This is a genomic window from Microbacterium shaanxiense, from assembly GCF_054779995.1.
Window position 1 is genome coordinate 79536 of the sequence record NZ_BAAGXE010000006.1, and the last position, 25660, is coordinate 105195.

Consider the following 25660-nt stretch of genomic DNA (forward strand, 5'->3'; position numbering starts at 1 on the left):
GGGACTGCCGGTCAGACTCGACGCAGCAGTCCGACTTTGTCGTAGACATCGGCGAGCGTCGCATCGGCCACGGCGTCGGCACGGGCGGCGTTCGCGGCGAGGATGCGGTCGAGTTCGGCGGGATCGTCGAGGAGTTCGAGCGCGCGTGCGCGCACCGGTTCGAACTCCGCGACGACGACCTGGGCGAGGCCCTTCTTGAAGTCGCCGTAGCCACGACCGGCGTACTCGTCCTCGATCGCGGCGACCTGACGGCCGGAGAGCGCCGCATAGATCGTCAGCAGGTTCGACACACCGGGCTTCTCCTGGCGGTCGAAACGGACGCTGCCCTCGTTGTCGGTCACAGCGCGCATGACCTTCTTCGCGGACTTGGCCGGGTCGTCCAGCATCCAGAGCACGCCGGCGTCGCTCTCGGCGGACTTCGACATCTTGGCCGTCGGATTCTGCAGGTCGTAGATACGCGCGGTGTCCTTCTGGATCACCGGCATGGGGACCGTGAAGGTCTCGCCGAAGCGGGAGTTGAAGCGCTCTGCCAGATCGCGGGTGAGCTCGACGTGTTGCTTCTGGTCGTCACCGACCGGCACCACATCGGTCTGGTACAGCAGGATGTCGGCGGCCATCAGCACCGGATAGGTGAACAGGCCGACGGAGGTGGCATCCGCACCGTAGCGCGACGACTTGTCCTTGAACTGCGTCATGCGTCCGGCTTCGCCGAACCCCGTGATCGTGCTGAGGATCCACGCGAGCTCGGCGTGCGCGCGCACGTGCGACTGCACGTACAGCGTCGACTGAGAGGGCTCGATACCGGCCGCGATGTACTGCGCGGCCGTACGGCGGGTCTTCTCCCGCAGCTCCTTCGGATCCTGAGCGACCGTCAGAGCGTGCAGGTCGACCACCGAGAAGTACGCGTCGTAGGAATTCTGCAGGTCTCGCCACTGCAGGAGGGCCCCGATGTAGTTGCCGATCTGGAGGGAGTCGGCGGAGGGCTGCATTCCTGAGTAAAGGCGAGGCTTGTCGGTCACGTTGTCAATCCTACGGGGATGCCGGCGAACGCTCCGCCGCGCTCAGTACGAGTAGTCCACGATCACCGGTGCATGATCGCTCCACCGTTCGGCGTAGGTCGCGGCGCGTGACACGCTGTACGCCGTGACGCGTTCCGCGAGCGCGGGAGTCGCCAGGTGATAGTCGATGCGCCAGCCGCTGTCGTTGTCGAAGGCCTGCCCTCGCATCGACCACCAGGTGTACGGACCCTCCACCTCGCCATGGAAGCGGCGGCCCACGTCGACCCATCCGAGTCCAGGACCGACGGTTCCGTCGACACCCGTGACCTCTGCGTCCCTGGCACCGAGGAATCGATCGAAGTAGGCGCGCTCGCGCGGGAGGAAGCCGGCCTTCTTGCGGTTGCCCCGCCAGTTCTTGATGTCGAGTTCTCGGTGGCCGACGTTCAGGTCGCCCGTGACGAGTGCGAGCGCGTCATCCTGGCCCAGATCCGTGAGCCGAGTGCCGAAGGCGTCGAGGAACTTCCACTTCTCCTCCTGCTTCGGTGTGTCGGCCTCGCCGGAGTGCACGTACGCGCTCACCACGGTGAGCGTGCGATCGCCGATCAGGAAGTCGCCTTCGATCCAGCGGCCCTTCGAGTCGAAGTCGTCGGCGCCGAACGCGGTGCGACTGGCCAGCGCGGGGGTACGGCTCGCGATGGCCACGCCTGCGCGACCCTTCGCGGTCGCCTCGTCGTGGATGAACGACCAACCGGGGAGTGCGGCCTCCAGATGCTCGTCCTGACCGCGCACCTCCTGCAGGGTCAGGATGTCGACGTCTGCGGTGTCGAGCCAGCTGCTCATCCCGTTGCGGGCCGCGGCCCTGATCCCGTTGACATTGACCGAGGCGATACGCAGATGAGGCATGGGATCAAGCCTAGCCAGCGCGTCCGACATCGCGTCGCGCGCCCGACAGCTCGGCGAGCAGGCGATGAGCGGCCGGGGCCTCCGGCGTCGCGGGCGTCGGTGGATCCGCGAGCAGCTCGTCCAGTTCGCTCTCCGCGGCGTGCACGGCTCGCCTCGCACTCCAGGCGCGGTACCAGGGGGCGCGCTGCTGTGCGTCGCGGGCATCGCGCAGGCGTATCCGCGCGGCGATGATCAGTGCCTGATACTCCGCGATGATGCGATCCTCCTCCGACTGCTGAAGCAGCGGAAGGTCGCGATCCTTGGCCGAGACGGCTATCCACGCCGCGGCCACCAGCATGACGACTCCGTTGATGCGGAACCACAGCAGAAGGCCGACGAAGATCGCGAACGTGGCGAGCAGCGGATTGCTCGGCGTGTAGCTCAGCAGGAACCCGGCGCCGAACTGCAGCACCGTCATGGCGCCGCCGCCGAGCAGCGCGCCTGGCCAGATCGTGCGCCACCGCAGCGAAGTACCGGTGAGGAAGCGGACCATCGCTGCCAACGCGGTAGAGAGCAGGGCGAAGGACACCAGCACCGTCCCGAGGCGGATCAGCAGGTTCACCGATCCGGAGACGGCATCCCACCCCAGCAGTTCGAGAAGCCACGTCAGTACGGCGGCGCTGATGTAGCTGAGCGCCGATCCCGCTATCAGCGCCACTCCGAAGACGAGCGCGGCGAAGAAGTCGCGGGCCTTCAGCAGCACGTAGCTGCGCCTGTCGGGCGGGAGGCCGAACATGTCGCGCACCGCGCGCCGTGAGAACGTCACCCAGCCGATGGCGGTCCAGACGACGGCGATCAGAGCGATCAGACCGGTGATGCTGAGGACACCGGTCATGTTCGCGGCGATCTCATGCGCCTGGCTCGGGGTGAGCAGGTCGCTGTCGTCGCTGATCAGATCGGGCACGTAGCTGTTGACGACGCCGATCAGCGCGTCGACGGCCTCGGTGCTCCCTCCGAGCCACAGCCCGGAGATCGCGAAGGCGAGGTAGATGGCCGCGAAGATCGCGAAGAGCGCCTGGTAGCTCACCCCGGCCGCGAGCAGGAACCCGTTGTTCTGGAGGAAGTGGCGCCACACCCTGACCGGGAACAGCGCGAGCGTGCGTCTGCTCAGCCTCGTCGCGCGCTCGACGGCCGCATCAAGGCGCCGCGCAGGCGCATCCGCCTCAGAATCAGACACGCCCTCACCCTATCCAAGGGCGAGGGCGTGTCCGGGACGCGAGGTCGATCAGCGGCGTCCGCGAAGAACGGCCTGCTTGACCTCTGCGATGGCCTTGGTGACCTCGATGCCGCGAGGGCAGGCCTCCGAGCAGTTGAAGGTCGTGCGGCAGCGCCACACGCCTTCCTTGTCGTTGAGGATGTCCAGACGCACGTCGGCGTTGTCGTCGCGCGAATCGAAGATGAAGCGGTGCGCGTTGACGATCGCGGCCGGTCCGAAGTACTGACCGTCGGTCCAGAACACCGGGCACGACGAGGTGCAGGCGGCGCACAGGATGCACTTGGTGGTGTCGTCGAAGATCGCACGGTCGGCGATCGTCTGGACGCGCTCCTTGCCCTTCTCAGGGGTGGAGTTCGCGACCAGGAAGGGCTGCACCTCACGGTAGGAGGCGAAGAACGGCTCCATGTCGACGATGAGGTCCTTCTCGAGCGGCAGGCCCTTGATCGCCTCGACGTAGATCGGCTTCGAGATGTCGAGGTCCTTGATCAGCGTCTTGCAGGCGAGGCGGTTGCGGCCGTTGATGCGCATGGCGTCCGAGCCGCAGATGCCGTGCGCGCACGAGCGTCGGAACGACAGCGAGCCGTCGACCTCCCACTTGATCTTGTGCAGCGCGTCGAGCACGCGGTCGGTGGAGAACAGCTCCACGTCGTAGTCGACCCAGCGCGGCTCGGCGTCCTTCTCCGGGTCGAACCGACGGATGGTGAAGGTGACCAGGAAGGACTGGATGGCGGGGTCAGCCGCGGCGGGCGCCTCTGCGACAGCATTCGACATTTCAGTACTTCCTCTCCATCGGCTGGTAACGGGTCATGACGACGGGTTTCCAATCGAGCTTGATGTGGTCGGCCGGCGTCGAGGAGTGCGGGTCGCCGGTGAGGTAGGCCATCGTGTGCTTCATGTAGTTCTCGTCGTCGCGCTTGGGGAAGTCGTCGCGCATGTGACCGCCACGGCTCTCCTCGCGGTTCTGCGCCGCGTACACGACGACCTCGGCGATGTCGAGCAGGAAGCCCAGCTCGACCGCCTCGAGCAGGTCGGTGTTGAAGCGATGGCCCTTGTCGTCGACGTAGACGTTCCTGTACCGCTCGCGCAGCTCGGCGATGACGCCGAGCATGTGCTCGAGCGAATCATGGGTGCGGAACACCTGAGCGTTGAGGTCCATCTCCTCCTGCAGCTTCTTGCGGAGGACCGCGACGCGCTCGGTGCCCTTGCTGTCGCGCAGCTGCTCGAGAAGGCCGGAGACGAAGCCGGCAGGATTCTCCGGCAGCGGGACGAACTCCGCGGTCTTGGCGTATGCGACGGCGTTGTTGCCCGCGCGCTTGCCGAACACGTTGATGTCGAGGAGCGAGTTGGTGCCGAGGCGGTTCGAGCCGTGCACGGAGACGCAGGCGCACTCGCCGGCGGCGTACAGCCCGGGGACGACGGTGTCGTTGTCGGCGAGCACCTCGGCGTTGTTGTTGGTGGGGATGCCGCCCATCGCGTAGTGCGCGGTCGGCATCACGGGCACGGGATCGGTCACCGGGTCGACGCCGAGGTACGTGCGGGCGAACTCGGTGATGTCCGGAAGCTTCGTCTCGAGCACCTCGGCGCCCAGGTGGGTGCAGTCGAGGTAGACGTAGTCCTTGTGCGGGCCGGCGCCGCGGCCGTCGAGGACCTCCTGCACCATCGACCGCGCCACGATGTCGCGCGGCGCGAGGTCCTTGATGGTGGGGGCGTAGCGCTCCATGAAGCGCTCACCGGACTCGTTGCGGAGGATCGCTCCCTCACCGCGCGCGCCCTCTGTGAGGAGGATGCCGAGACCGGCGAGGCCTGTGGGGTGGAACTGGAAGAACTCCATGTCCTCCAACGGCAGGTTCTTGCGCCACACGATGCCGACGCCGTCACCGGTGAGGGTGTGCGCGTTGGAGGTGGTCTTGTAGATCTTGCCGAAGCCACCGGTCGCGAAGACCACCGCCTTCGCCTGGAACACGTGCAGTTCGCCGGTGGAGAGATCGTACGCGACGACGCCCGCGACCTGAGTGCCGCCGTCATCGCCCTTGACCGTGATCAGGTCGAGCACGTAGAACTCGTTGAAGAAGTTGATGCCGAGCTTGACGCAGTTCTGGAACAGCGTCTGCAGGATCATGTGACCGGTGCGGTCAGCGGCGTAGCACGCACGGCGAACGGGGGCCTTGCCGTGCTCGGACGTGTGACCGCCGAAACGGCGCTGGTCGATCTTGCCCTCTGGCGTGCGGTTGAACGGCAGGCCCATGTTCTCGAGGTCGATGACCGCGTCGATGGCCTCCTTGGCGAGGATCTCGGCGGCATCCTGGTCGACGAGGTAGTCGCCGCCCTTGACCGTGTCGAACGTGTGCCACTCCCAGCTGTCCTCCTCGACGTTCGCGAGGGCCGCCGCCATGCCGCCCTGCGCTGCGCCGGTGTGCGAGCGGGTCGGATAGAGCTTGGAGATCACCGCTGTCTTGGCGCCGGGCCCCGCCTCGATCGCCGCACGCATGCCGGCGCCGCCGGCACCCACGATCACGACGTCGAACTGGTGGTAGTGCACGCCGTCGCGGACGACGGAATCCTGGGTCTCAGTAGTCACTTCTCGTTGCTCTCTTCTCAGTTCCCGACGACGCCTGCGGCCACGCAGGTGTCCCACAGCGTGCTGGATTCGGTCACGCCGAGGCAGGGGTCGAAGGTGAAGACGACCAGCGTGCCCAGCACGATCAGGAGCCCGGCTGCGAGGCCGACCGCCCAGACCAGGGTCTTGCGCACCTTCTCGTGCGTGACGTAGTCGTTGATGATCGTGCGCATGCCGTTGCCGCCGTGCAGGAGCGCCAGCCACAGCATCAGCACGTCCCACCACTGCCAGAACGGCGTGGCGAACTTGCCGGCGATGAAGGCGAAGTCGAGGGCGTGGATGCCTTCGCCGACCATGAGGTTGACGAACAGGTGGCCGAAGATCAGCACGATCAGCACGACGCCGGAGCCGCGCATGAACAGCCAGCCCCACTTCTCGAGGTTGATCCCGCGGCGGCGGCGCGCCGGTGCGGCGACGGTCTGGTCGGACATCAGTGACCTCCTCCGAAGCCGGCGAACGCGAGCATCAGGTGACGCGGCACGAAGCCGGCCATGAGGACGATCCACACCGCGATCACTCCCCAGAACAGCTGACGCTGGAAGCGCGCGCCCTTGGACCAGAAGTCGACGAGGATGATGCGCAGCCCGTTGATGGCGTGGAACACGATGGCGGCGACGAGGACGACCTCGCCGAGAGCCATGATCGGGTTCTTGTATGTGCCGATGACCGCGTTGTACGCCTCGGGGGAGACGCGGATCAGTGCGGTGTCCAGCACATGCACCAACAGGAAGAAGAAGATCGCGACTCCGGTGATGCGATGAAGCACCCATGACCACATGCCTTCGCGACCCCGGTAGAGGGTTCCGCGTGGCGTCTTGGAAGTGGTCTCCGAAATCGACGGTGCCAAGCGAGTGCCTGCGGACACGGTCGTCCTCCCTGATCGATACGAGGTCGGCAGCGCGTACTGGGTCTGAGCTGACCGCAGACGTGCCCGATCGTGCTCCATCCTATTCCCGTTCGATCGTCCGGAGCGACGAAGGGTCGCCTAACTCTCTCGACGTCGAGATTGTTTCGGACGGCTACGCTGGGGTCATGAGCGAGCCGATCGATGACTTCTACGCCGTGATCCCCGCCGGAGGGATCGGAAGCAGGCTCTGGCCGCTGTCGCGCGCTGACGCGCCGAAGTTCCTGCACGACCTCACCGGGTCGGGCAACTCGCTGCTGCGCGACACCTGGGACCGTCTGGAGCCCCTCACCGGCACGGACCGGATCTCGGTCGTGACGGGCCGGGCGCACCGCGCCGCGGTCGAGGGGGAGCTGCCGGGCATCGCCGACAAGAACGTGTTCCTCGAATCGGAGCCGCGCGACTCGGCCGCCGCCATCGGGCTCGCCGCCGCGATCCTGCACCGCAGGGATCCCGACGTGATCATCGGCTCCTTCGCCGCCGACCACGTCATCCGCGGCACGCGCACGTTCGAGTTCGCCGTGCAGCAGGCGGTCCAGGTCGCGCGCGCCGGCTACATCTGCACGATCGGCATCCAGCCCACCGAGCCCTCCGTCGGATTCGGATACATCCGCAAGGGCGACGAGCTCATCGTCGACGGCGCTCCTGAGGCGGCGACGGTGGAGAGCTTCGTGGAGAAGCCGGATCTCGAGACCGCCAAGCAGTACTACGCCGACCGCTCCTACCTCTGGAACGCCGGCATGTTCATCTCGAAGGCGAGTGTGCTGCTCGACGAACTGGCCGCGAACGAGCCCGAGCTGCACGCCGGTCTCATGGAACTCGCCGAGGCGTGGGACGACCGCGACCGTCGGGGCCCGGTCGTCGACCGCGTGTGGCCATCGCTGAAGAAGATCGCGATCGACTACGCCGTCGCCGAACCGGCGGCCGACCGGGGCCGCCTCGCGGTGATCCCTGGCCATTTCGACTGGGACGACGTCGGAGACTTCGCGTCGTTGACGAAACTCATCAGCAACGGCCGCAAGAACGATCTCGCCGTCCTCGGCCCGAAGGCGAGGGTGCTCTCGGATGCGGCCACGGGGATCCTCGTCAGCCAGACCTCGCGGGTGATCAGCCTCGTGGGCGTGAAGGACATCGTGGTCGTCGACACACCGGACGCCCTGCTCGTCACGACCACCGAGCACGCGCAGCGTGTCAAGGGCGTCGTGGAATCCCTCAAGCTCACCGGCCGCGGCGACGTTCTCTGACCCCACTTCTCCGGGTGTGATCGCACGCCGACGGCACAGCGCCGATCCGTCGCGCCCGGGTGCCGGTCAGATCGGCGCGGGGATCCCCAGCGGCTGGTCGACGTCACCCAGCCCGGTGAAGAGCGTGTGCAGGATCCGCTGAGCCCACTCGGATGACGATGACCCGTCGGACCGGGCGAGTGCCGCCTCGTGGACCAAGGCCGTGTACACGCCGCGCGCCCAGAGCGGGTCGACCGCTTCGCGCAGCAGCCCGGCATCGCGGGCGCGATGGAAGAGGAGATCAAGGTCGGCGACGACCTCCGGGGCGAGGCCACTCTGGTCGACGTGCCGCCAGGACGCTCGCCAGTCGGTCTTCAGGTCGAGCGTGGTGACCGTCAGCTGATACAGCGCCACCAGCGGCGGTGCCGTGCGCACGTCGGCCGCGTTCAGGGCCTGGCGAAGCTTCTCGTCGAGCTGTTGAGCGAGCGCGTCGTACAGCGCATCGCGAGAGGTGAAGCGCCGATGCACGGTCGCGCGGGCGACTCCGGCCGCCTTGGCGACCTCTTCGATGCTCGCGCCGGGATTTCGAGTGAACACCGCATCCGCCGCTTCAAGGATGAGGCCGATCGATCTCTCGGCATCGGCACGCAATGGGCGTGCGACGGGAGTTCTTCGGTTCGACATCTGAACAGTCTAAGGCGCAGATATTGACTTAACTGTGTCATCGCTGTAACAGTTAACGTGCTGATCGAAATCGAGAGGAAATCATGGAGCTTCACCTTGCAGGAAAGAAGGCGCTCGTCACGGGGGCGAGTAAGGGAATCGGGCTCGAGACCGTCCGTGTCCTCCAGGAGGAGGGCGTCACGGTGGCAGCCGTCTCACGAACAGTCACCGCGGAGTTGGCGGCGACGGGGGCGATCACGGTGACGGGTGACCTGTCGCAGTCGCAGGCTCCGGCCGCTGTCGTGGCGGAGGCGCTCACGGCCCTCGGGTCGCTCGACATCCTCGTCAACAATGTCGGAGGCGGCGCCGCCACCCCTGGCGCAGGCTTTCTCGACTTCGATGACGACGCGTGGACGGGGGCCCTCGCCCTCAACCTCGCAGCCGCCGTGCGTACGACGCGCGCAGCTCTTCCCGCGCTGCTGGCATCCGGTGGCGCGGTCGTGAACGTCTCCTCCGACAGTGCTCGGAGGCCGCATACCGCTCCGCTTCCTTACAGCGCAGCCAAGGCCGCGCTCAACGCGGTGACGAAGGGGCTGTCGGAGGAGTTCGGGCCGCGGGGCGTGCGGTTCAACACCATCACCCCGTCGTCGACGCGAACGGCGCTCTGGGAGGGAGAGCAGAGCTTCGGTGCCGACCTGGCGGAGGCGATGAACCTCACGCGACAAGAGCTCGTGGCCGCCCTCCCGGTGCAGTCCGGGATGATCACGGGGCGCCTGATCGAACCCCGCGAGGTCGCGACCGCGATCGCCTACCTCGCCTCGCCACTGGCGGTCAGCGTGCATGGCGCGAACTGGGTGGTCGATGCCGGCGTCTCGAAGACCGCGTAGTGACGGCCGGTCTGTGGCCCACAGGGCCCGCACCCGGCCCCGGGTCACGGGTCTATTGCGAGTTTGTAACCATTAACCGCAACCGTGATGTCGGATGCCGTAACACTGGGTAACTTGTCTCAACGGGCATTGCGATTGGCGCAGGCCAGTAGTCGTGGAGGCTTACGTGACCATTTCCACCAAGAAGCGCGCTCTCGCCGCGCTCGTGGCGACAGGCGTCGCCGTCGCACTCGCAGGCTGCGGAGCCGCTCCGGAGGACGACGGCGCCGGCGCCGGCGGCGAGACGATCGACTTCCTGCCCTGCATCGTCTCCGACGCAGGCGGATTCGACGACAAGTCGTTCAACCAGCTCTCGTTCGAAGGCGTCGTGCAGGCCGCCGACGAACTCGGCGTCGAATACAAGAACGTCGAGTCCAACAGCGAGACCGACTTCGCACCGAACCTGGAGAGCCTCGTCTCGCAGGGCTGCAACGCCATCGTCTCGGTCGGCTTCGCGCTGTCGGCGGCGACCGTCGAGGCCGCGACCGCCAACGAGGGCGTCGACTTCATCCTCGTCGACGACGCCGCCGACAACGATTTCGACGGCGAGAAGGATGCCGAGAACGTCAAGCCCCTGCTGTACGACACGGCTCAGGCCGCGTTCCTCGCCGGCTACCTGTCCGCCGGATACTCGGAGACCGGCAAGGTCGGCACCTACGGCGGCATGGAGTTCCCGACCGTCACGATCTTCATGGACGGCTTCTACCAGGGCGTCAACTACTACAACGAGCAGAACGGCACCGCCGTCGAGGTCGTCGGATGGGACGGCAAGGCCGGTTCGTTCACGGGTGGCTTCGAAGCCGGTCCCGAGGCCAAGACGGTCGCGCAGAACATCATCGACCAGGGCGTCGACGTGCTCCTGCCGGTCGGCGGACCGATCTACCAGTCGGGTCTGCAGGCCATCAAGGAGTCCGGCCGTGACATCGCACTGATCGGCGCGGACGCCGACCTGTTCGTCACCGACCCGACGACCGAGGACTTCGTGCTCACCTCGATCCTCAAGGACATGAAGCTCTCGGTCTACGAGGCGACCATGAGCAGCGCGAACGAGGAGTTCGACGCCGAGGCGTACGTCGGAACGCTCGAGAACAAGGGCGTCGGCATCGCCGAGCTGCACAACTTCGAGGACAAGGTCGACCCCGAGCTGTGGACCGCTGTCCAGGACCTGCAGCAGCAGATCATCGACGGTGAGGTCACCGTCACCTCGTACCTCGGCTGATCGAGTAACGAGACACAGGGGGAGGTCGGCGACCCGCCGACCTCCCCTCGCCGTTGCCCGGGCTCCCACAGGAACCTGGGACGAAGCACCTTTGCTGATTAGGATCTGACACATGAAGCTAGAACTGCGCGGCATCACGAAGAGGTTCGGCGCGCTGACGGCCAACGACCACATCGATCTCACCATCGAACCGGGGGAGATCCACTGCCTCCTCGGGGAGAACGGCGCCGGGAAGTCGACGCTGATGAACGTGCTCTACGGCCTCTACCAGGCCGACGAGGGCGAGATCCTGCTGGACGACGTCGAGCAGCACTTCGCCGGACCCGGCGACGCGATGGCGGCCGGCATCGGCATGGTGCACCAGCACTTCATGCTGATCCCCGTGTTCACCGTCGCCGAGAACGTCATGCTCGGCCACGAGAAGACGACCTTCGGAGGACGCCTCGACCTCGCCGCGGCTCGCGCGATGGTGCGCGAGATCTCCGACCGCTTCGGCTTCCAGGTCGACCCGGATGCCGTGGTCGAAGACCTCCCCGTCGGCGTGCAGCAGCGCGTGGAGATCATCAAGGCGCTCTCGCGCGACGCCAAGGTGCTCGTGTTCGATGAGCCGACCGCGGTGCTCACTCCGCAGGAGACCGACGAGCTGATGGCGACGATGCGTCAGCTCCAGGAAAGCGGCACCTCGATCGTGTTCATCACCCACAAACTGCGCGAGGTCCGCGAGGTCGCGGACCGCATCACGGTCATCCGTCTCGGCAAGGTCGTCGGCGAGGCGTCGCCGACGGCCAGCAACGAAGAACTCGCGTCCCTCATGGTCGGCCGCGCCGTCGAGCTGAAGGTGCACAAGGACGCCCCGAAGCTCGGCGAGGAGTCGCTCGTCGTGAAAGAGCTCACTGTCACCGATCCGCTCGGGACGGTGCTCGTCGACGACGTCTCGTTCTCGGTGCGCGGTGGCGAGGTGCTGGTGATCGCCGGTGTGCAGGGCAACGGCCAGACCGAGGTCACCGAGGCCATCGTCGGACTGCAGCCACGCGTCGAGGGCAGTGTGCGGCTCAACGGCGAGGAGCTTGTCGGGCGTTCCGTGCGCGACATCCTCGACGACGGTGTCGGCTTCGTGCCCGAGGATCGCAGCGTCGACGGTCTCGTGAAGGAGTTCTCGATCGCCGAGAACCTCATGCTCGATCGCTCTGTCGGCGCTCCCTTCGTCAAGGCGGGCACGCTGCAGCTGGGCGCGCTGGACGAGTTCGCACGCGAGAAGATCGCCGAGTTCGACATCCGTACGCAGGGACCGGCGCAGCAGGCGGGACGCCTGTCCGGCGGAAACCAGCAGAAGGTCGTGCTGGCCCGCGAACTCAGCCGCGAGCTCTCACTGTTCGTCGCGGCGCAGCCGACGCGCGGCGTCGACGTGGGCTCGATCGAGTTCATCCACAAGCGCATCATCGAGACCCGCGACTCCGGCATCCCCGTGATCGTCATCTCGACCGAGCTCGACGAGGCGGCCGCGCTCGCCGACCGCATCATGGTGATGTATCGAGGCAAGGTCGTCGGCATCGTTCCGGGCGACACCACGCGCGAGCAGCTCGGCCTGATGATGGCGGGCATGATCGAGACCGATACGACGGCCGTGGCCGCCGCGACGTCAGCCGACACCGAGGAGACGAGCGCATGACCGGCCCAGAGCTGAAGCCGATCCCCTCGGCCCCCGCGGACTTCGGCAGCGACTCCAAGGTCGCGGACCCAGAGCCCTCCCGGTGGCACGGCGCCTTCCGCCGCATCGTCACCGGCAACGGTCTGATCTCTGTGCTGTCGGTCATCCTGGCACTCATCGCCGGCTCGATCATGATCGCCTTCACCGATCCAGAGGTGCAGAGCACCGCAGGGTACTTCTTCGCGCGGCCGGGCGACATGCTCGCCGCGGTGTGGAGCTCGATCTCCGGCGCCTATGTCGCCCTGTTCCAGGGGGCGATCTACAACTTCCGCGTCGACGGCTTCGCCGCAGGCATCCGCCCGCTCACCGAGACCCTGAAGTTCGCCACGCCGTTGATCGCCGCAGGGCTCGGCGTCGGCCTCGCCTTCCGTGCCGGTCTGTTCAACATCGGCGGTCAGGGCCAGATGCTGATGGCCGCCGCCGCCGCCGGCTGGGTCGGCACGAGCATGGACCTCCCGTGGCCGCTGCACATGCTGGTCGCCATCGCCGCGGGTGTCGTCGCCGGAGGCGTGTGGGCCGGTATCGCCGGCATCCTGAAGGCGCGCACCGGTGCGCACGAGGTGATCGTGACGATCATGCTCAACCACATCGCGGTATACCTGCTGGCGTGGATGCTGGCGACGCAGGGGATCCTGCAGGCGCCAGGATCCAACAACCCGAAGACGGCGGCGATGGCGGACTCCGCCGTGCTGCCCGGCATCCTCGGCCCTCAGTACAAGCTGCACGCCGGTTTCATCCTCGCCCTGATCGCCGTCGCCTTCACCTGGTGGCTGCTGGAGCGTTCGAGCCTCGGCTTCCGATTCCGCGCGGTGGGGGAGAACCCCAGCGCCGCGAAGGTGGCCGGCATCAGCGTCGGCAGGATGTACTTCTACGTCATGCTGATCGCCGGAGGACTCGTCGGCATCGCCGGCGTCAGCCAGATGCTCGGCACCGTCACGAGCGGGTTCGGCGGTGACATCGACGCGGGCATCGGGTTCGATGCGATCACGGTCGCCCTGCTGGGGCGCTCGACGCCGCTGGGCATCCTGGCTGCGGGCATCCTGTTCGGCGCGTTCAAGGCCGGCGGGTTCGCGATGCAGGCATCCGAGAACGTGCCGATCGAGATCGTGCTCGTCGTCCAGTCGCTGATCGTGCTGTTCATCGCTGCTCCGCCGCTGGTGCGCGCGATCTTCGGGCTGCCGCAGCCTGGCGCGAGGAAGAAGCCGACGAAACCCAGGAAGCCGAAGAAGAACGCGGCGCAGATCACCGAGGAGGTGTCCGCATGACCGTCACGGCTGAAGCTGTGGTCAGCGACGAACAGCGTCGCGTCACCATCACCTCCTGGAAGACCCCGATCATCTTCGGGCTGTTCACCGTGCTGTTCGCGCTGCTGCCTCTGATCGTGCCGCGCGAGGGCGACAGCACCTTCCGGCTCGTGCGCTCCGCCGACGCGGCCATCCAGCTGCCGGAGCTCGTGCTGCCGGCCAACGCCACGGCGTGGGTCGCGGTCGTCGTGCTCGCCGCGATCACTGCGCTGTCCGCGGTGTGGACGCGCGCGCAGCGCCGACTGCCGCTGTGGCTCACGGTCGTCTACGTGATCGTGCTGCTCGTCGGGTTCCTCGCCTGGGCATCCGCGGGCGGCACCCTCCCGATGATCGGTCTGCTCGGCGGTGCACTCGCGCTCGCGACGCCTCTGATCTTCGGTGCGTTGGGCGGCGTGATCGGCGAGCGGGTCGGCGTCGTCAACATCGCGATCGAGGCGCAGCTGCTGGCCGGAGCCTTCATGGCCGCACTCGTCGGCTCGGCCACGGGGAGCCCGTGGGCGGGCCTCATCGCCGCGATGGTCGCCGGCGTGCTGGTCTCGCTCGTGCTCGCGGTGTTCGCGATCACCTACTACGTCAACCAGGTCATCGTCGGTGTCGTGCTGAACGTGCTCGTGGCGGGCCTGACGACCTTCCTCTACCGCCAGGTGCTGGGCGCCGACCCCGCCAGGCTGAACTCCCCGCCGTTGTTCCCGGTGATCCCGATCCCGCTGCTCAGTGAGATCCCGGTGCTGGGTCCGGTGCTGTTCCGCCAGACGATCATCGTGTACCTGATGTACATCACGGTGTTCCTGGTCTGGTTCGGGCTGTACCGCACTCGGTGGGGACTGCGCCTTCGCGCAGTGGGCGAGCACCCGCAGGCCGCGGACACCGTGGGCATCAAGGTCGCCCCCACTCGCTACTGGAACATGATGCTCGCCGGCGCCATCGCCGGCATGGGCGGCGCGTTCTACACGCTGGTCACCAACCCGCAGTTCGGCCGCGAGATGACGGCCGGTGCGGGATACATCGCGCTGGCCGCCGTGATCTTCGGCAAGTGGGACCCGGTGCGCGCCACGCTGGCCGCGCTGCTGTTCGGCTTCGCGACCAACCTGCAGGGCGTGCTGTCGGTCATCGGTTCGCCGGTGCCCAGCCAGTTCATGCTGATGCTGCCGTACGTCGTGACCATCTTCGCCGTCGCGGGGCTCGTCGGCCGATCGCGTCCACCTGCGGCATCCGGCGAACCGTACATCAAGAGCTGAAGCATCGAGACCTGAGGAACAATGACTGACATCGACTGGGACGAGCTGCGTCAGGTCGCCACCGACGCCATGCGCAAGGCCTACGCGCCGTACTCGCGCTACAAGGTAGGGGCCGCGGCCCTCGTGGACGACGGCCGGATCGTGGCCGGATGCAATGTGGAGAACGCCTCGTACGGCGTCGGACTGTGCGCGGAGTGCGCCCTGGTCGGCGACCTGCACATGTCCGGCGGCGGGCGGCTCGTGGCGTTCGTGTGCGTCAACAACGACGGGCAGACGATCATGCCGTGCGGCCGCTGCCGTCAGCTGCTGTTCGAGCACTCCATGCCGGAGATGCTGCTGGAGACCGTCTCCGGCATCCGCACGATCGACGAGGTGCTGCCCGACGCGTTCGGTCCGCGTGACCTGGAGGATGTCCGATGAGCGCACCGGAGCCGTACGACGCCATCGACGTCATCCGCGCCAAGCGCGACGGCGGCGAGGTCCCTGAGCCGGCACTGCGCTGGATGGTCGACGCGTACACGCGCGGCTACGTCTCGGACGCGCAGATGGCCTCGTTCGCGATGGCGGTGTTCCAGCGCGGCATGCAGCGCGATGAGATCCGCGTGCTCACCGACGCCATGATCGCATCGGGCGAGCGGATGAGCTTCGCATCCCTGGGCAAGAAGACGGTCGACAAGCACTCCACCGGTGGCGTCGGTGACAAGATCACCCTGCCGCTCGCACCCCTGGTGGCGTGCTTCGGCGTCGCAGTCCCGCAGCTCAGCGGCCGCGGCCTCGGGCACACGGGAGGCACGCTCGACAAGCTCGAGTCGATACCCGGCTGGCGCGCGGCGCTCAGCAACGAGGAGATGTTCGCGCAGATGCAGGGCGACGTCGGCGCCGTGATCTGCGCGGCGGGCTCGGGTCTCGCGCCGGCGGACAAGAAGCTCTACGCGCTGCGTGACGTCACGGGCACTGTCGAGGCGATCCCGCTCATCGCGTCGAGCATCATGTCGAAGAAGATCGCGGAGGGTACGGATGCGCTCGTCCTCGACGTCAAGTTCGGCTCTGGCGCGTTCATGCAGGACATCGACCGCGCTCGCGAGCTCGCGCAGACCATGGTCGCGCTCGGCACCGATTCCGGTGTCGCCACCACGGCGCTCCTCACCGACATGAACGTGCCTCTCGGCCTCGCGATCGGCAACGCCAACGAGGTGCGGGAGTCCGTCGAGATCCTCGCAGGGGGAGGACCTGCAGACGTGCGCGAGCTGACCGTCGCGCTGGCGCGCGAAATGCTCGCCCTCGCCGGTCAGCCGGACGCCGACGTCGAGGCGGCGCTGGACGACGGCCGCGCCATGGACAGCTGGAAGGCGATGATCCGCGCACAGGACGGCGATCCGGATGCCGCGCTGCCGATCGCTCGTGAGAGCCATGTCGTCACGGCCGATGCCGACGGCGTCGTCACGCGCATGGACGCCCTGCCGTTCGGCATCTCGGCGTGGCGCCTGGGTGCGGGGCGGGCTCGCGCCGAAGACCAGGTGGTGCACGCGGCCGGCATCGATCTGCACGTCAAGCCAGGAGAGCGCGTGACCGCAGGTCAGGCGCTGTTCACGCTCTCCGCGGAGGATGCGGCACGCTTCCCCCGTGCCCTCGAGGCGCTCGAGGACGCATGGTCGATCGGAGACACCGCGCCCGAGATCGGGCCACTCGTCCGCGAGCGCATCACCGCGTAGGCTGGAGGCGCCTTCGCCGAGTCTGTCGAGGCGCCGATTCCGAGAGGACACCATCCCATGTCGATCGCCGCCGACGGTGACAAGAAGGTGCAGGGAGTCTCGCTGCGCTCGCTGCCGAAGATCTCGTTGCACGACCACCTCGACGGTGCCGTGCGCCCGTCGACGATCGTCGAGCTCGCTGCCGACGCGGGGCTGCAGCTGCCCGCGACCGATGCGCGCTCGCTCGGAGACTGGTTCGCCGCGCAGAGCGACTCCGGATCGCTCGTGGACTACCTGAAGACGTTCGAGCTCACCGTCGGCGTCATGCAGACCGCCGAGAACCTCACGCGCATCGCCCGCGAGTTCGTGGAGGACCTCGCCGACGACGGCGTGATCTACGGCGAGGTGCGATGGGCGCCCGAGCAGCACCTCGCAGGGGGACTGTCTCTCGACGAGGCCGTCGAGGCGGTGCAGCAGGGCATCGAGGACGGCGAGGATGCCGTGGATCGCTCTGGGCGCAGCATCCGCGTCGGGCAGATCCTCAGTGCGATGCGCCAGAGCGACCGATCGCTCGAGATCGCCGAGCTCGCGCTCGACAACCGCGAGGCCGGCGTCGTCGGCTTCGACATCGCGGGTCCGGAGGACGGATACCCCGCCTCCGATCATCGTGAGGCGTTCGAACTGCTCGCCGAGAACTTCTTCCCGGTCACCGTGCACGCGGGAGAGGCGGCCGGTCTCGCGTCGATCCGCAGCGCGCTGCTCGACGGTCGTGCCCTCCGCCTCGGTCATGGCGTGCGCATCGTCAGTGATCTCGACGTGATCGAACGCGAGGGCGATGAGGTCCAGGTGCGCTTCGGCGATCTCGCCCGGTGGGTGCGCGACCGCGAGATCCCTCTCGAGCTGTCGCCCTCGTCGAACGTGCACACCGGTGCGATCGAGGCCTGGGGCACCGAGCTCGCCGATCACCCGTTCGATCTGCTGTATCAGCTCGGATTCTCCGTCACGGTGAACGTCGACAATCGCACCATGAGCCGCACCTCGTTGACCCGCGAGCTCGCGCTGCTCGTCGACGCCTTCGGGTACGACCTCGATGATCTCGAGGCGTTCCAGTTCAACGCGGCGTCGGCGGCGTTCCTCCCCGTCGAGGAGCGCGAGGAACTCGTGGAGATGATCGCCGAGGGCTTCCAGAACGACTGACGGGCGCAATCATGCCCGCGCCCGCCGTGTTCATCGCCGGCCCTGCTTCCTGGAACTCGATCGTCGTCCTGGATCGGCTGCCGGAGCCGTCGCCGCACATGCAGTTCGCGGAGGCGAGCTGGGAGACGGTCGGTGGGACGAGTGCGGGCAAGGCGCTGAGCCTCGCGGCGCTCGCGACGCCGGCCGTGCTGTACGCGCTCATCGGCGACGACGAGCACGGACGCAGGATCGACGCCGCGCTGAGCGCCGCCGGACTCGACGTGCTGTGGGGATCGAGCGCCACGACCGAGCGGCACCTCAACCTGATGACGCCGGCGGGCGAGCGCGTGTCGCTCTACCTGTCCGGAGTGTCCGCGCAGACAGGGCCGGTACCCGACGACGTGCGCGCAGCGATGACGGATGCCGAGGTCGTCGTGCTCGATCTCGCGGCGGAGCCGCTGCGGCTGCTGCCCTTCGCGACGGCGAGCGGCAGACCCGTGTGGGTCGACGTGCACGACTACGACGGTGAGGCGGACTTCCATCGCCCGTTCCTCGAAGCGGCCGATGCGGTCTTCTGCAACGCCGACAGGCTGAGCGATCCCGTGGCATTCCTGCGATCACGCGTCGACGCCGGGGCGTCGTTCGCGGTCTGCACGCTCGGCGCCGAGGGCGCCGTGACCGTGGATGCCGACGGCGAGACGCACCGCGTGGATGCCGTGCAGGTCGAGGTCCTCGACACCAACGGTGCCGGCGACGCGTTCTTCGCCGGAGTGCTGGCCGCACGGCTGGCCGGTGCGGCGCTGCCGCAGGCCCTGGAATCCGGCGCGGCAGCGGCCTCGAGAGCCCTCGGCAGCAGGCACCTGCATCCGCTGCTGGACGGCATCGTTCTCTGAGCAGCTCATCGTGACCGCTCCAGTGCGTCGCGCTCGTGGCGTACCGCAGCCCGATAGGCGTGGTTGTTCACGTAGTACGACATCCGGGGGAGGCCGAGGTAGCGGTAGCCCCCGGTGACGTCCGGCCACCGGCTGCCGGTCACCCGCTCGCGGAACCGCTCGGCGCTCTCGGGTGCGCGGTCGGCGGCGGCGAGGTAGCTCGCCAGCAGCTCCGCCTGCTCGAAGCGGCCCTGCCATCCGATCCCGGAAGCCTCGATCATGCCCATCATGTACAGGCCGTTGAAACTCGCAGGGAACATGTTCAGGAAAAGCCTCGGCGAGGAGCCGCGCCACTGCAGGTGCTCCCGATCGACGAACGGATAGTCCAGTCGGTAGCCCGTCGCGAGCAGCACGAGGTCGTAGTCGCCGCTCGATCCGTCGCGGAAACGTACGGTGTGCCCGTCGAACCTGTCGACGTCGGCGCGCACGTGCAGATCGCCCTGCCCGAGGTGGTTCAGCACCATCGTGTTCACGATCGGGTGCGACTCGTAGATGCGGTAGTCGGGTTCGGGGAATCCGAAACGGACCGGATCGCCGGTGAACGCCTTCAGCACGCGCGAGTCGACGGCCTGCTTGATGCGTGCGGGTAACGGCCTGCCCCGGTTGAGCGTGTCGCTCGGCCGGCCGAACAGGTAGCGCGGCACGAAGTAGTAGCCGCGACGCACGCTCATGTCGACGGATGCCGCGTGGTGCACGGCGTCCACGGCGATGTCGCACCCCGAGTTGCCCGCACCCACGATGAGGACCCGCTTGCCGTCGAGCTGCGATGCGTCCTTGTACGCGCTGGTGTGCATGAGCTCACCGGCGAACTCTCCCTCGAAGGCGGGCGTGTTCGGCTCGGCGAGAGTGCCGGTGGCGATGATGACGCCCGAGTACCGGTGCGTTCCGACACCGTCGGATCCCATGCACGTGAGGTCCCATCCGCCGTCACGCGGGTCGAGCCGGGTGACGCTGGTGTCGAAGCGGAACAGCCCGGCGAGCCCGAAGCGCTCCGCGTAGGAGCGGAAGTAATCCCGCAGCACGCGGTGGCTCGGATAGTCCACGCTCGAAGCCATCGGGAACTCGGCGAACTCGGTCGTCGTGCGGGAGGAGATGAGGTGCGCCGACTCGTACACCGTGCTGCGCGGGTTGGTGATGTCCCACAGTCCGCCGACGTCGTGCGACGCCTCGAAGCCGTCGACCTCGATGCCCTGCATCTGCAGTGCACGCGCGACAGCCAGGCCGGACGGCCCTGCGCCGATGACGGCGTATCTGCTCATGGTGCTCCCCGCACGACGCTGTGCTCGATCTGTCGCCCCCCAGGCTCGATCGTAGCGGCACCGTCGTGCGGGAAGTCGTCAGAGTGTGTGCAGCTCCTCCTGCCGCGCGGCGAAGACCGCGTGCACGGCGTCGAAGAGCGGATGCTCCGGCTCCAGCCCGGTGACGGTGGCGGTGAGCACGTCGGCGTCCTCGGTGCGCAGCATCCGCTGCATTTCCACCGACTGCTCGTCCGTCTCATCGTCGAAGGCGATGGCGGCGGCGACGGCGACGACGAGTGCCGACGTCGACAGCCCGTGTTCCGCCGCCTGGACCGCAGGACCTATGAAGCGCTCGTTGCGCGAGAGCTTGCGCAACGGCTGGCGCCCGACGCGCTGAACCGTGTCGACCAGTTCCGGGTTGCGGAAGCGCTCGAGGATCGTGGCGCGGTACTCGGCGAGCTCTGCCGGGTCGAGCCCGTGCACGGCGCTGAGCACCGCGGAGGTCTCCTCCAGCGCCGCGCCCACACGTGCGGCGATCGACGGATCGCTGAGGGCATCCGAGATGCGCTCGTGGCCGGCCTGCGCCCCGAAGTACGCGGTCGCCGCATGCCCCGTGTTCACGGTGAAGAGCTTGCGCTCGATGTACGGGCCGAGGTCGTCGACGAAGTGCGCACCAGGGATGTTCGGCAGATCGCCGCCGAACGGGCGCGACTCGATCGCCCACTCGAAGTACGGCTCCACGGTCACGTCCACGCCGCCGCCTGCGGGCTGCGCCGGCACGATGCGATCGACCGCGGTGTTCGCGAAGACGGCGCGCTCGCTCACCGACGTGTCGAGCTTCTCGATCTCGGCGCGCAGCTGATCGGTGGCGCCGATCGCGTTCTCGCACGCCATGATCGTCAGCGGAGGGAGTTCGGGGGAGCGACGGCTGAGGCCGGCGACGATCGCGGGCGCGATGAAGCGCAGCACGGTCGGACCGACGGCGCACGTGACGACGTCGGCGGTCGCGACCTCTTCGGCCACGGCTTCAGGGTCTGTGCCGCTGTTCACGGCGCGGTACCCGGTGACCGTCCGGTCGACGCCTCCCGGACCCGCCTCGTGGACCGTATAGGACTGCGTGGCGTTGATGGCGTCCACCAGGGCGCCGGCGACGTCGGAGAAGACGAGTTCATAGCCGCCCTCGTGCAGCAGCATCCCCACGAAGCCGCGCCCGATGTTGCCGGCGCCGAAGTGGACGGCCTTCATCCTTCGTTCACCGCCGAAAGCAGTGCGTACAGCTCGTCGGGCGTCGCAGCGGCGTTGAGCTTCGCGACGTCGTCCTCGTCGGAGAACAGGATCGCGATCTGGGAGAGGATCTCGAGATGCTCGTCACCGCGCCCAGCGATGCCGATCACGAACGTGGCGTTCTCTCCAGCCCAGTCCACTCCGCCGTCGTACCGCACGACCGAGAGGCCGGAGTCGAGGATGGCGTCCTTCGTCTCGTTCGTGCCGTGCGGGATCGCGAGTCCGTTGCCCATGAACGTCGACACCGTCTCCTCGCGCTGACGCATGGCGTCGACGTAGGCAGGGGTGACGGCGCCGGCGGCGACCAGGATGTCGGTCGCCTCCTGCAGCGCTTCCTCCTGGGTGGCGGAGCCGGGGTGGATGCGGACCTGTCCGATGGAAAGCACGCTCATGCTTCTTCCTCCTTCTGAGACTTGACCATCTCGACGACCTCTTCATACTGCGGCGCATTCATGAAGTTGTCGACCGAGACGTGCAGTGAATTCGGGGACTTGCCCTTCGCTCGATCGGTCAACTGCTGCTGGGTGATCACCAGATCGGCGGTGCCGTCGAGGTTCGCGATGGCCTGGTTGGTGACCTTCACGTCTTCGATGCCCGCCTTCTTCAGTTTGTTGCGCAGCACGCTCGCACCCATCGCGGACGAGCCCATGCCGGCGTCGCACGCGAACACGATGTTCTGGATCGGCGTCGTGGCCACGGCGGTGGTCGTCGTCGCACCGGCACCACCCGCGGCCGCGGAGGCGGCGAGGTTGGACAGGTGCTCGGACTTCTTGCCCTTGTTCGCCTCGGTCTGCGCGATCGCCGCGCCGAACGTGTCGCCCTCGGCGGCCAGATCACGCTTGCGCGATGCCCGCAGGATGACCGCGGTGATCAGGAACGTCACGACAGCGGCGATGATGACCGACAGGTACACGACCACCAGGTTCCAGATGCCGCCGCCGATCGCCGCTGCGGTCACGGCGATGATGCTGCCGGGAGCGGCGGGGAAGCCCAGTCCGCCACCGAGGAGCATGTTGGTGGTGACGCCTGCTGCGCCTCCGGCGATCAGAGCAAGGATCGTGGTCGGCTTGCTGAGTGCGTACGGGAAGTAGATCTCGTGGATTCCACCGAAGAACTGGATGATCGCGGCACCGGGTGCCGATGCCTTGGCGGCGCCGACGCCGAAGAAGGTGAACGCGAGCAGGAGCCCGAGGCCGGGGCCGGGGTTCGCCTCGATGAGGAACAGGATCGACTTGCCGGTCTCGCTAGCCTGCTCGATGCCGAGCGGGGTGAACACACCGTGGTTGATGGCGTTGTTCAGGAACAGCACCTTCGCCGGCTCGACGATGATCGAGACGAGCGGCAGCAGCTGCAGTTGCACGAGCCAGTCGACGGCTGCGCCGAGCACGGTGCTGATGCCGAGCATCACGGGACCGAACGCGAAGAAACCGGCGATCGCGAGGATCATTCCCAGGATGCCTGCGGAGAAGTTGTTCACCAGCATCTCGAAGCCGGGGCGGATCTTGCCGTCCCAGAGGCGGTCCATCTGCTTGGTGATCCATGCCGCGAGCGGGCCCATGATCATCGCGCCGAGGAACATCGGGATGTTGGTGCCGACGATGACGCCCATGGTCGCGATGGTCGCGACGACACCGCCGCGTTCGCCGTATACGAGGCGGCCGGCCGTGTTCGCGATGAGCAGCGGCAGCAGGTAGGTCACCATGGCACCGACCAGGCCGACGTAGCCCTGGAAGGTGCCGCCTTCGCCCTCGGTCAGCGCCGTCATGGCGCCCGGCCAGTTGATGAGCGCGGAGTCGCCACCGCCGCCGATGATCTCGGCCACGGGAGCCCAGTGCCATCCGAACGGGCTGTCGGCGCCGAAGAACCCGGCGGGGATGAACAGCATCGTGATGAAGCCCCAGGCGATGAAGGCTGCGATGTTCGGCATGATCATGCCCGAGAGGAACGTGCCCAGTCGCTGCACGCCCACCCTGAGCCCGTTCTGCTTCGGGGCCGCTGTTGACGTCGTCGTCATGATGTCGTCTCTTTCTGGTGTGAAGGGAGGGCCGCGGCGGCTTCAGCCACGGCATTGCGGGCGCTCGCGGCATCATCTGCCGCCAGTGCCACCTCGGCGAGGTGCTTCGCCTCGTCGAGGGTGCGCTCGGAGAGCGCGAGTCGTACATCGGCGAGGGCCGCCGATGCCATCGACAGGCTGGTGGCGCCGAGGCCGACCAGCACCGCCGCCAGGAGCGGGTCCGCTGCGGCCTCGCCGCAGACGCCGACCGGTTTGCCGAGGCGGGCGCCTGCCGCGCCCACCTCTCCGACCAGCCGCAGCACCGCGGGGTGCCACGGGTCCTGGAAGCCGGCGACCGAGCCGAGCATGCGGTCGGCGGCCATCGTGTACTGGGTGAGGTCGTTCGTGCCGATGGAGGCGAAGTCGGTGTGCGCGAGCACCCGGTCCGCCAGCAGCGCGGCGGCCGGGATCTCCACCATGACGCCTGCGGTCTTCACCCCGTACTCGCGGGCGAGTGCCGTGAAGTACTTCGTCTCCTCGACGGTGGCCACCATGGGTGCCATGACCCACAGATCCGCGTCGGTCTCGGCGTCGGCCTCGGCGAGGGCAGTGAGCTGCTCGCGCAGGATGTCCTCGCTGGCGCGCAGCGACCGCAGGCCCCGCAGGCCCAGCGCGGGATTCTCCTCATGCGCATCGTTGAGGAACGCCAGCGGTTTGTCGGCACCGGCATCCAGCATCCGCACGACGACCTTCTTGCCGGGGAACGCCGAGAGCAGTTCGCGATACGACTTCCGCTGGTCCGCCACGGTCGGCGCCTGGGCCGAGGAGAGGAACAGGAACTCGGTGCGGAACAGCCCGACGCCCTCCGCTCCTCGCGCCACGGCATCCGCCGCATCCGCCGGCTTGCCGAGGTTCGCGAGCAGCGCGACGGCGGTGCCGTCCGCGAGGGCACCCGCCGTGAGGGGGGCGCTTTCTGCGGCGTCCAGCGCTGCTGCTCGCTGCGATGCGCGTTCGAGCTGTTCGGTCGTGGGGTCGGTCGTGGCGGTGCCTGCAGCGGCATCGACGATCACTGTCGTCCCCGTGGTCAGCGCCGCGGCCTCCGTCGCACCGACGATCGCGACGATGCCCTTCTCCCTCGCGAGGATCGCCGTGTGAGAGGTGGGGCCACCGTCCGTCGTGATCAGCGCGAGCACCTGCTCGAGGTTGAGCAGCGCCGTGTCGGCGGGGGCGAGATCGCGAGCGACGAGCACGAACGGATGCCCCGGATCAGGCACGCCGGGCGCATCCACGCCGCGCAGATGGGCGAGCACGCGCTGTGCGATGTCATCCAGATCCGCAGCGCGCTCGCCGAGATAGCCGCCGACGGCCTCCAGCGTGGCGCGGAACCCCGCGAAGGCGTCGTGCACGGCCCACTCGGCTGTGCCGCCGTCATCGATGCGGGAGTCCACCTCGTCCTGCAGGGTCGGATCCTCGGCGATCATCGCCTGCGCCTCGAGCACCTCCTGCGCTGCGCCGCCCGCGGTGTCCGCACGCTGCTGCAGCTCGGTCGCGACCGCGGCGACGGCTTCCCTGGCACGGGTGCGCTCGGCATCCGCGCCGATCGTGCTCGGCGTGTTCTCGGGGGCGGGAAGCGGCTCCGCCATGCGTACGACGGGCCCCTGGGCGATACCGCGGCCCACACCGACGCCGCGCAGCTCGGTCATCCGGCCGCCTCCTGGTCGTGATCGGTCGTCAGCAGCTCGGTGAGCGAGTCGAGCACACCCTCTGCGCCTTCGCCGTCGGCCGTGAGCGTCACATAGTCGCCGTACTCGACGGCCAGGGCGATGACTCCGAGGATGCTCGCCGCGTTGGCCGGCTTGCCGGAGTCCTTGGCGATCGTCACGGAGATGCCGGAGTCCTTGGCAGCCTGCGCGAACAGCTTCGCCGGGCGCGCGTGCAACCCGTGGGAGGAGCCGATGCGGACGGTGCGTGAGATCTCGGTCATGATGTTCCTTTCGCGGTGGACGGTGGTTCGTTCGTCGAGGAGGGGAGCGACGCACGGGCGGCGGCGAGCGTGCGGACGCCGTCGTGGTCGGCGAAGACGTCGTCGGGCAGTACGGCCACCGGCGCGGACGACGCGGAGCGGATGGCGTCCAGCCGGTCGGCGAGGTGCGGACCGACGAGCACGAGATCCGCGAACGCGGTGGAGATCGTCTGCTCGGTGCCGGCGGAGGTGTCCCAGTCGAGGCCGGCGGCGGATGCCGCGCGCCGCAGTCGCTGTGCGACGAATGTGCTGGACGCACCAGCGCCGCAGACCACCAGGATCCTCATCGATGCCACCTCTTCCTGTCCTCCATTCTGGGAAGAGGCTGTGAGCGGCGCCACCAGGTTCCTTTCCGCCCCTGCGGA

General features: G+C 67.9%; 25 protein-coding genes. 10 read left to right on the plus strand and 15 right to left on the minus strand.

The annotated features are described in order from the left end of the window. Nucleotides 1–11 precede the first annotated feature (11 nt). From trpS to sdhC, 7 genes are read right to left on the minus strand one after another with little or no spacing between them, the layout of a single operon-like run. Nucleotides 12–1019 carry a tryptophan--tRNA ligase gene (trpS, locus tag ACYVG2_RS17640; protein ID WP_460782179.1) on the minus strand — a complete coding sequence of 336 codons (1008 nt, stop codon included), beginning with the start codon at nt 1017–1019 and terminating at the stop codon, nt 12–14. 42 nt (nt 1020–1061) lie between these two features. Then, a complete protein-coding gene (locus ACYVG2_RS17645; RefSeq protein ID WP_460782180.1) occupies nt 1062–1901 on the minus strand; it encodes an exodeoxyribonuclease III in 840 nt (279 codons plus the stop codon). 10 nt (nt 1902–1911) lie between these two features. Further along, a complete protein-coding gene (locus tag ACYVG2_RS17650) occupies nt 1912–3117 on the minus strand; it encodes a YihY/virulence factor BrkB family protein (RefSeq protein WP_460782181.1) in 1206 nt (401 codons plus the stop codon). 48 nt (nt 3118–3165) lie between these two features. Further along, nucleotides 3166–3927: a succinate dehydrogenase iron-sulfur subunit gene (locus ACYVG2_RS17655; protein WP_448967647.1), complete on the minus strand. Its 762-nt coding sequence runs from the start codon at nt 3925–3927 to the stop codon at nt 3166–3168. A 1-nt stretch (nt 3928) separates the two neighbouring features. Then, nucleotides 3929–5734, minus strand: coding sequence for a succinate dehydrogenase flavoprotein subunit (sdhA, locus tag ACYVG2_RS17660; RefSeq protein WP_460782182.1), 1806 nt, complete (start codon nt 5732–5734; stop codon nt 3929–3931). A 17-nt stretch (nt 5735–5751) separates the two neighbouring features. Beyond that, nucleotides 5752–6204: a succinate dehydrogenase hydrophobic membrane anchor subunit gene (locus ACYVG2_RS17665; protein WP_460782184.1), complete on the minus strand. Its 453-nt coding sequence runs from the start codon at nt 6202–6204 to the stop codon at nt 5752–5754. Next, the gene (gene sdhC, locus ACYVG2_RS17670) at nt 6204–6638 is read right to left on the minus strand and encodes a succinate dehydrogenase, cytochrome b556 subunit (protein WP_460782185.1); all 435 of its coding nucleotides are present in this window, start codon (nt 6636–6638) and stop codon (nt 6204–6206) included. The genes ACYVG2_RS17665 and sdhC overlap by 1 nt, the downstream gene beginning before the upstream one ends. Nucleotides 6639–6805: 167 nt before the next feature. On the opposite strand from sdhC, the gene ACYVG2_RS17675 reads away from it, so the two are divergent. Then, nucleotides 6806–7921 carry a mannose-1-phosphate guanylyltransferase gene (locus ACYVG2_RS17675; RefSeq protein ID WP_460782186.1) on the plus strand — a complete coding sequence of 372 codons (1116 nt, stop codon included), beginning with the start codon at nt 6806–6808 and terminating at the stop codon, nt 7919–7921. A 66-nt stretch (nt 7922–7987) separates the two neighbouring features. On the opposite strand, the gene ACYVG2_RS17680 is transcribed toward ACYVG2_RS17675, so the two are convergent. Continuing rightward, entirely contained in the window at nt 7988–8584 is a 597-nt protein-coding gene (locus ACYVG2_RS17680; protein ID WP_460782187.1) for a TetR/AcrR family transcriptional regulator, read from the minus strand. An 83-nt stretch (nt 8585–8667) separates the two neighbouring features. Here ACYVG2_RS17680 and ACYVG2_RS17685 point away from each other — a divergent pair, with 83 nt between their 5' ends. From ACYVG2_RS17685 to ACYVG2_RS17725, 9 genes are all read left to right on the plus strand, one after another. Next, a complete protein-coding gene (locus ACYVG2_RS17685) occupies nt 8668–9450 on the plus strand; it encodes an SDR family NAD(P)-dependent oxidoreductase (protein ID WP_460782188.1) in 783 nt (260 codons plus the stop codon). Between the two features lie 166 nt (nt 9451–9616). Beyond that, entirely contained in the window at nt 9617–10708 is a 1092-nt protein-coding gene (locus tag ACYVG2_RS17690; protein ID WP_448967654.1) for a BMP family lipoprotein, read from the plus strand. A gap of 112 nt (nt 10709–10820) precedes the next feature. Next, entirely contained in the window at nt 10821–12377 is a 1557-nt protein-coding gene (locus tag ACYVG2_RS17695) for an ABC transporter ATP-binding protein (protein ID WP_460782190.1), read from the plus strand. After that, on the plus strand, nt 12374–13681 hold the full coding sequence (locus ACYVG2_RS17700) for an ABC transporter permease (RefSeq protein ID WP_448967656.1): 1308 nt from the start codon (nt 12374–12376) through the stop codon (nt 13679–13681). Before ACYVG2_RS17695 ends, ACYVG2_RS17700 begins: the two co-directional genes overlap by 4 nt. Next, on the plus strand, nt 13678–14958 hold the full coding sequence (locus ACYVG2_RS17705; RefSeq protein WP_460782191.1) for an ABC transporter permease: 1281 nt from the start codon (nt 13678–13680) through the stop codon (nt 14956–14958). The genes ACYVG2_RS17700 and ACYVG2_RS17705 overlap by 4 nt, the downstream gene beginning before the upstream one ends. A 21-nt stretch (nt 14959–14979) precedes the next feature. Beyond that, complete coding sequence (locus ACYVG2_RS17710) at nt 14980–15378, plus strand: cytidine deaminase (protein WP_448967658.1); 399 nt, start codon at nt 14980–14982, stop codon at nt 15376–15378. Further along, nucleotides 15375–16670 (plus strand): thymidine phosphorylase, encoded by a 1296-nt coding sequence (locus tag ACYVG2_RS17715; RefSeq protein ID WP_460782192.1) that lies wholly within the window; start codon nt 15375–15377, stop codon nt 16668–16670. The genes ACYVG2_RS17710 and ACYVG2_RS17715 overlap by 4 nt, the downstream gene beginning before the upstream one ends. 57 nt (nt 16671–16727) lie before the next feature. Continuing rightward, nucleotides 16728–17846 (plus strand): adenosine deaminase, encoded by a 1119-nt coding sequence (locus tag ACYVG2_RS17720; protein WP_460782193.1) that lies wholly within the window; start codon nt 16728–16730, stop codon nt 17844–17846. A gap of 11 nt (nt 17847–17857) precedes the next feature. Then, complete coding sequence (locus ACYVG2_RS17725; protein WP_460782194.1) at nt 17858–18718, plus strand: carbohydrate kinase family protein; 861 nt, start codon at nt 17858–17860, stop codon at nt 18716–18718. Nucleotides 18719–18723: 5 nt separating this feature from the next. Here ACYVG2_RS17725 and ACYVG2_RS17730 read toward each other — a convergent pair whose 3' ends face one another. From ACYVG2_RS17730 to ACYVG2_RS17760, 7 genes are all read right to left on the minus strand, one after another. Next, complete coding sequence (locus ACYVG2_RS17730) at nt 18724–20016, minus strand: flavin-containing monooxygenase (protein WP_460782195.1); 1293 nt, start codon at nt 20014–20016, stop codon at nt 18724–18726. A gap of 78 nt (nt 20017–20094) precedes the next feature. Next, the gene (locus ACYVG2_RS17735; RefSeq protein WP_460782196.1) at nt 20095–21240 is read right to left on the minus strand and encodes a mannitol-1-phosphate 5-dehydrogenase; all 1146 of its coding nucleotides are present in this window, start codon (nt 21238–21240) and stop codon (nt 20095–20097) included. Further along, nucleotides 21237–21671 carry a PTS sugar transporter subunit IIA gene (locus tag ACYVG2_RS17740; protein ID WP_448967664.1) on the minus strand — a complete coding sequence of 145 codons (435 nt, stop codon included), beginning with the start codon at nt 21669–21671 and terminating at the stop codon, nt 21237–21239. Before ACYVG2_RS17740 ends, ACYVG2_RS17735 begins: the two co-directional genes overlap by 4 nt. After that, nucleotides 21668–23293 (minus strand): PTS mannitol transporter subunit IICB, encoded by a 1626-nt coding sequence (locus ACYVG2_RS17745; protein WP_460782197.1) that lies wholly within the window; start codon nt 23291–23293, stop codon nt 21668–21670. The genes ACYVG2_RS17740 and ACYVG2_RS17745 overlap by 4 nt, the downstream gene beginning before the upstream one ends. Then, nucleotides 23290–24975: a phosphoenolpyruvate--protein phosphotransferase gene (ptsP, locus tag ACYVG2_RS17750; RefSeq protein ID WP_460782198.1), complete on the minus strand. Its 1686-nt coding sequence runs from the start codon at nt 24973–24975 to the stop codon at nt 23290–23292. Before ptsP ends, ACYVG2_RS17745 begins: the two co-directional genes overlap by 4 nt. Beyond that, nucleotides 24972–25256, minus strand: a complete 285-nt coding sequence (locus ACYVG2_RS17755) for an HPr family phosphocarrier protein (protein WP_448967667.1) — start codon at nt 25254–25256, stop codon at nt 24972–24974. Before ACYVG2_RS17755 ends, ptsP begins: the two co-directional genes overlap by 4 nt. Next, a complete protein-coding gene (locus tag ACYVG2_RS17760) occupies nt 25253–25582 on the minus strand; it encodes a PTS sugar transporter subunit IIB (RefSeq protein ID WP_206476267.1) in 330 nt (109 codons plus the stop codon). Before ACYVG2_RS17760 ends, ACYVG2_RS17755 begins: the two co-directional genes overlap by 4 nt. Nucleotides 25583–25660 lie beyond the last annotated feature (78 nt).

Coding starts and splice junctions, on each gene's coding strand:
- ACYVG2_RS17700 (WP_448967656.1), top strand. CDS start 12,374: ATGACCGGCCCAGAGCTGAAGCCGATCCCCTCGGCCCCCGCGGACTTC.
- ACYVG2_RS17675 (WP_460782186.1), top strand. CDS start 6,806: ATGAGCGAGCCGATCGATGACTTCTACGCCGTGATCCCCGCCGGAGGG.
- ptsP (WP_460782198.1), bottom strand. CDS start 24,975: ATGACCGAGCTGCGCGGCGTCGGTGTGGGCCGCGGTATCGCCCAGGGG.
- ACYVG2_RS17735 (WP_460782196.1), bottom strand. CDS start 21,240: ATGAAGGCCGTCCACTTCGGCGCCGGCAACATCGGGCGCGGCTTCGTG.
- ACYVG2_RS17680 (WP_460782187.1), bottom strand. CDS start 8,584: ATGTCGAACCGAAGAACTCCCGTCGCACGCCCATTGCGTGCCGATGCC.
- ACYVG2_RS17730 (WP_460782195.1), bottom strand. CDS start 20,016: ATGAGCAGATACGCCGTCATCGGCGCAGGGCCGTCCGGCCTGGCTGTC.
- ACYVG2_RS17645 (WP_460782180.1), bottom strand. CDS start 1,901: ATGCCTCATCTGCGTATCGCCTCGGTCAATGTCAACGGGATCAGGGCC.
- ACYVG2_RS17710 (WP_448967658.1), top strand. CDS start 14,980: ATGACTGACATCGACTGGGACGAGCTGCGTCAGGTCGCCACCGACGCC.
- ACYVG2_RS17725 (WP_460782194.1), top strand. CDS start 17,858: ATGCCCGCGCCCGCCGTGTTCATCGCCGGCCCTGCTTCCTGGAACTCG.
- ACYVG2_RS17685 (WP_460782188.1), top strand. CDS start 8,668: ATGGAGCTTCACCTTGCAGGAAAGAAGGCGCTCGTCACGGGGGCGAGT.
- ACYVG2_RS17695 (WP_460782190.1), top strand. CDS start 10,821: ATGAAGCTAGAACTGCGCGGCATCACGAAGAGGTTCGGCGCGCTGACG.
- ACYVG2_RS17665 (WP_460782184.1), bottom strand. CDS start 6,204: ATGTCCGACCAGACCGTCGCCGCACCGGCGCGCCGCCGCCGCGGGATC.
- ACYVG2_RS17705 (WP_460782191.1), top strand. CDS start 13,678: ATGACCGTCACGGCTGAAGCTGTGGTCAGCGACGAACAGCGTCGCGTC.
- ACYVG2_RS17740 (WP_448967664.1), bottom strand. CDS start 21,671: ATGAGCGTGCTTTCCATCGGACAGGTCCGCATCCACCCCGGCTCCGCC.
- ACYVG2_RS17760 (WP_206476267.1), bottom strand. CDS start 25,582: ATGAGGATCCTGGTGGTCTGCGGCGCTGGTGCGTCCAGCACATTCGTC.
- ACYVG2_RS17755 (WP_448967667.1), bottom strand. CDS start 25,256: ATGACCGAGATCTCACGCACCGTCCGCATCGGCTCCTCCCACGGGTTG.
- ACYVG2_RS17715 (WP_460782192.1), top strand. CDS start 15,375: ATGAGCGCACCGGAGCCGTACGACGCCATCGACGTCATCCGCGCCAAG.
- ACYVG2_RS17655 (WP_448967647.1), bottom strand. CDS start 3,927: ATGTCGAATGCTGTCGCAGAGGCGCCCGCCGCGGCTGACCCCGCCATC.
- ACYVG2_RS17720 (WP_460782193.1), top strand. CDS start 16,728: ATGTCGATCGCCGCCGACGGTGACAAGAAGGTGCAGGGAGTCTCGCTG.
- ACYVG2_RS17745 (WP_460782197.1), bottom strand. CDS start 23,293: ATGACGACGACGTCAACAGCGGCCCCGAAGCAGAACGGGCTCAGGGTG.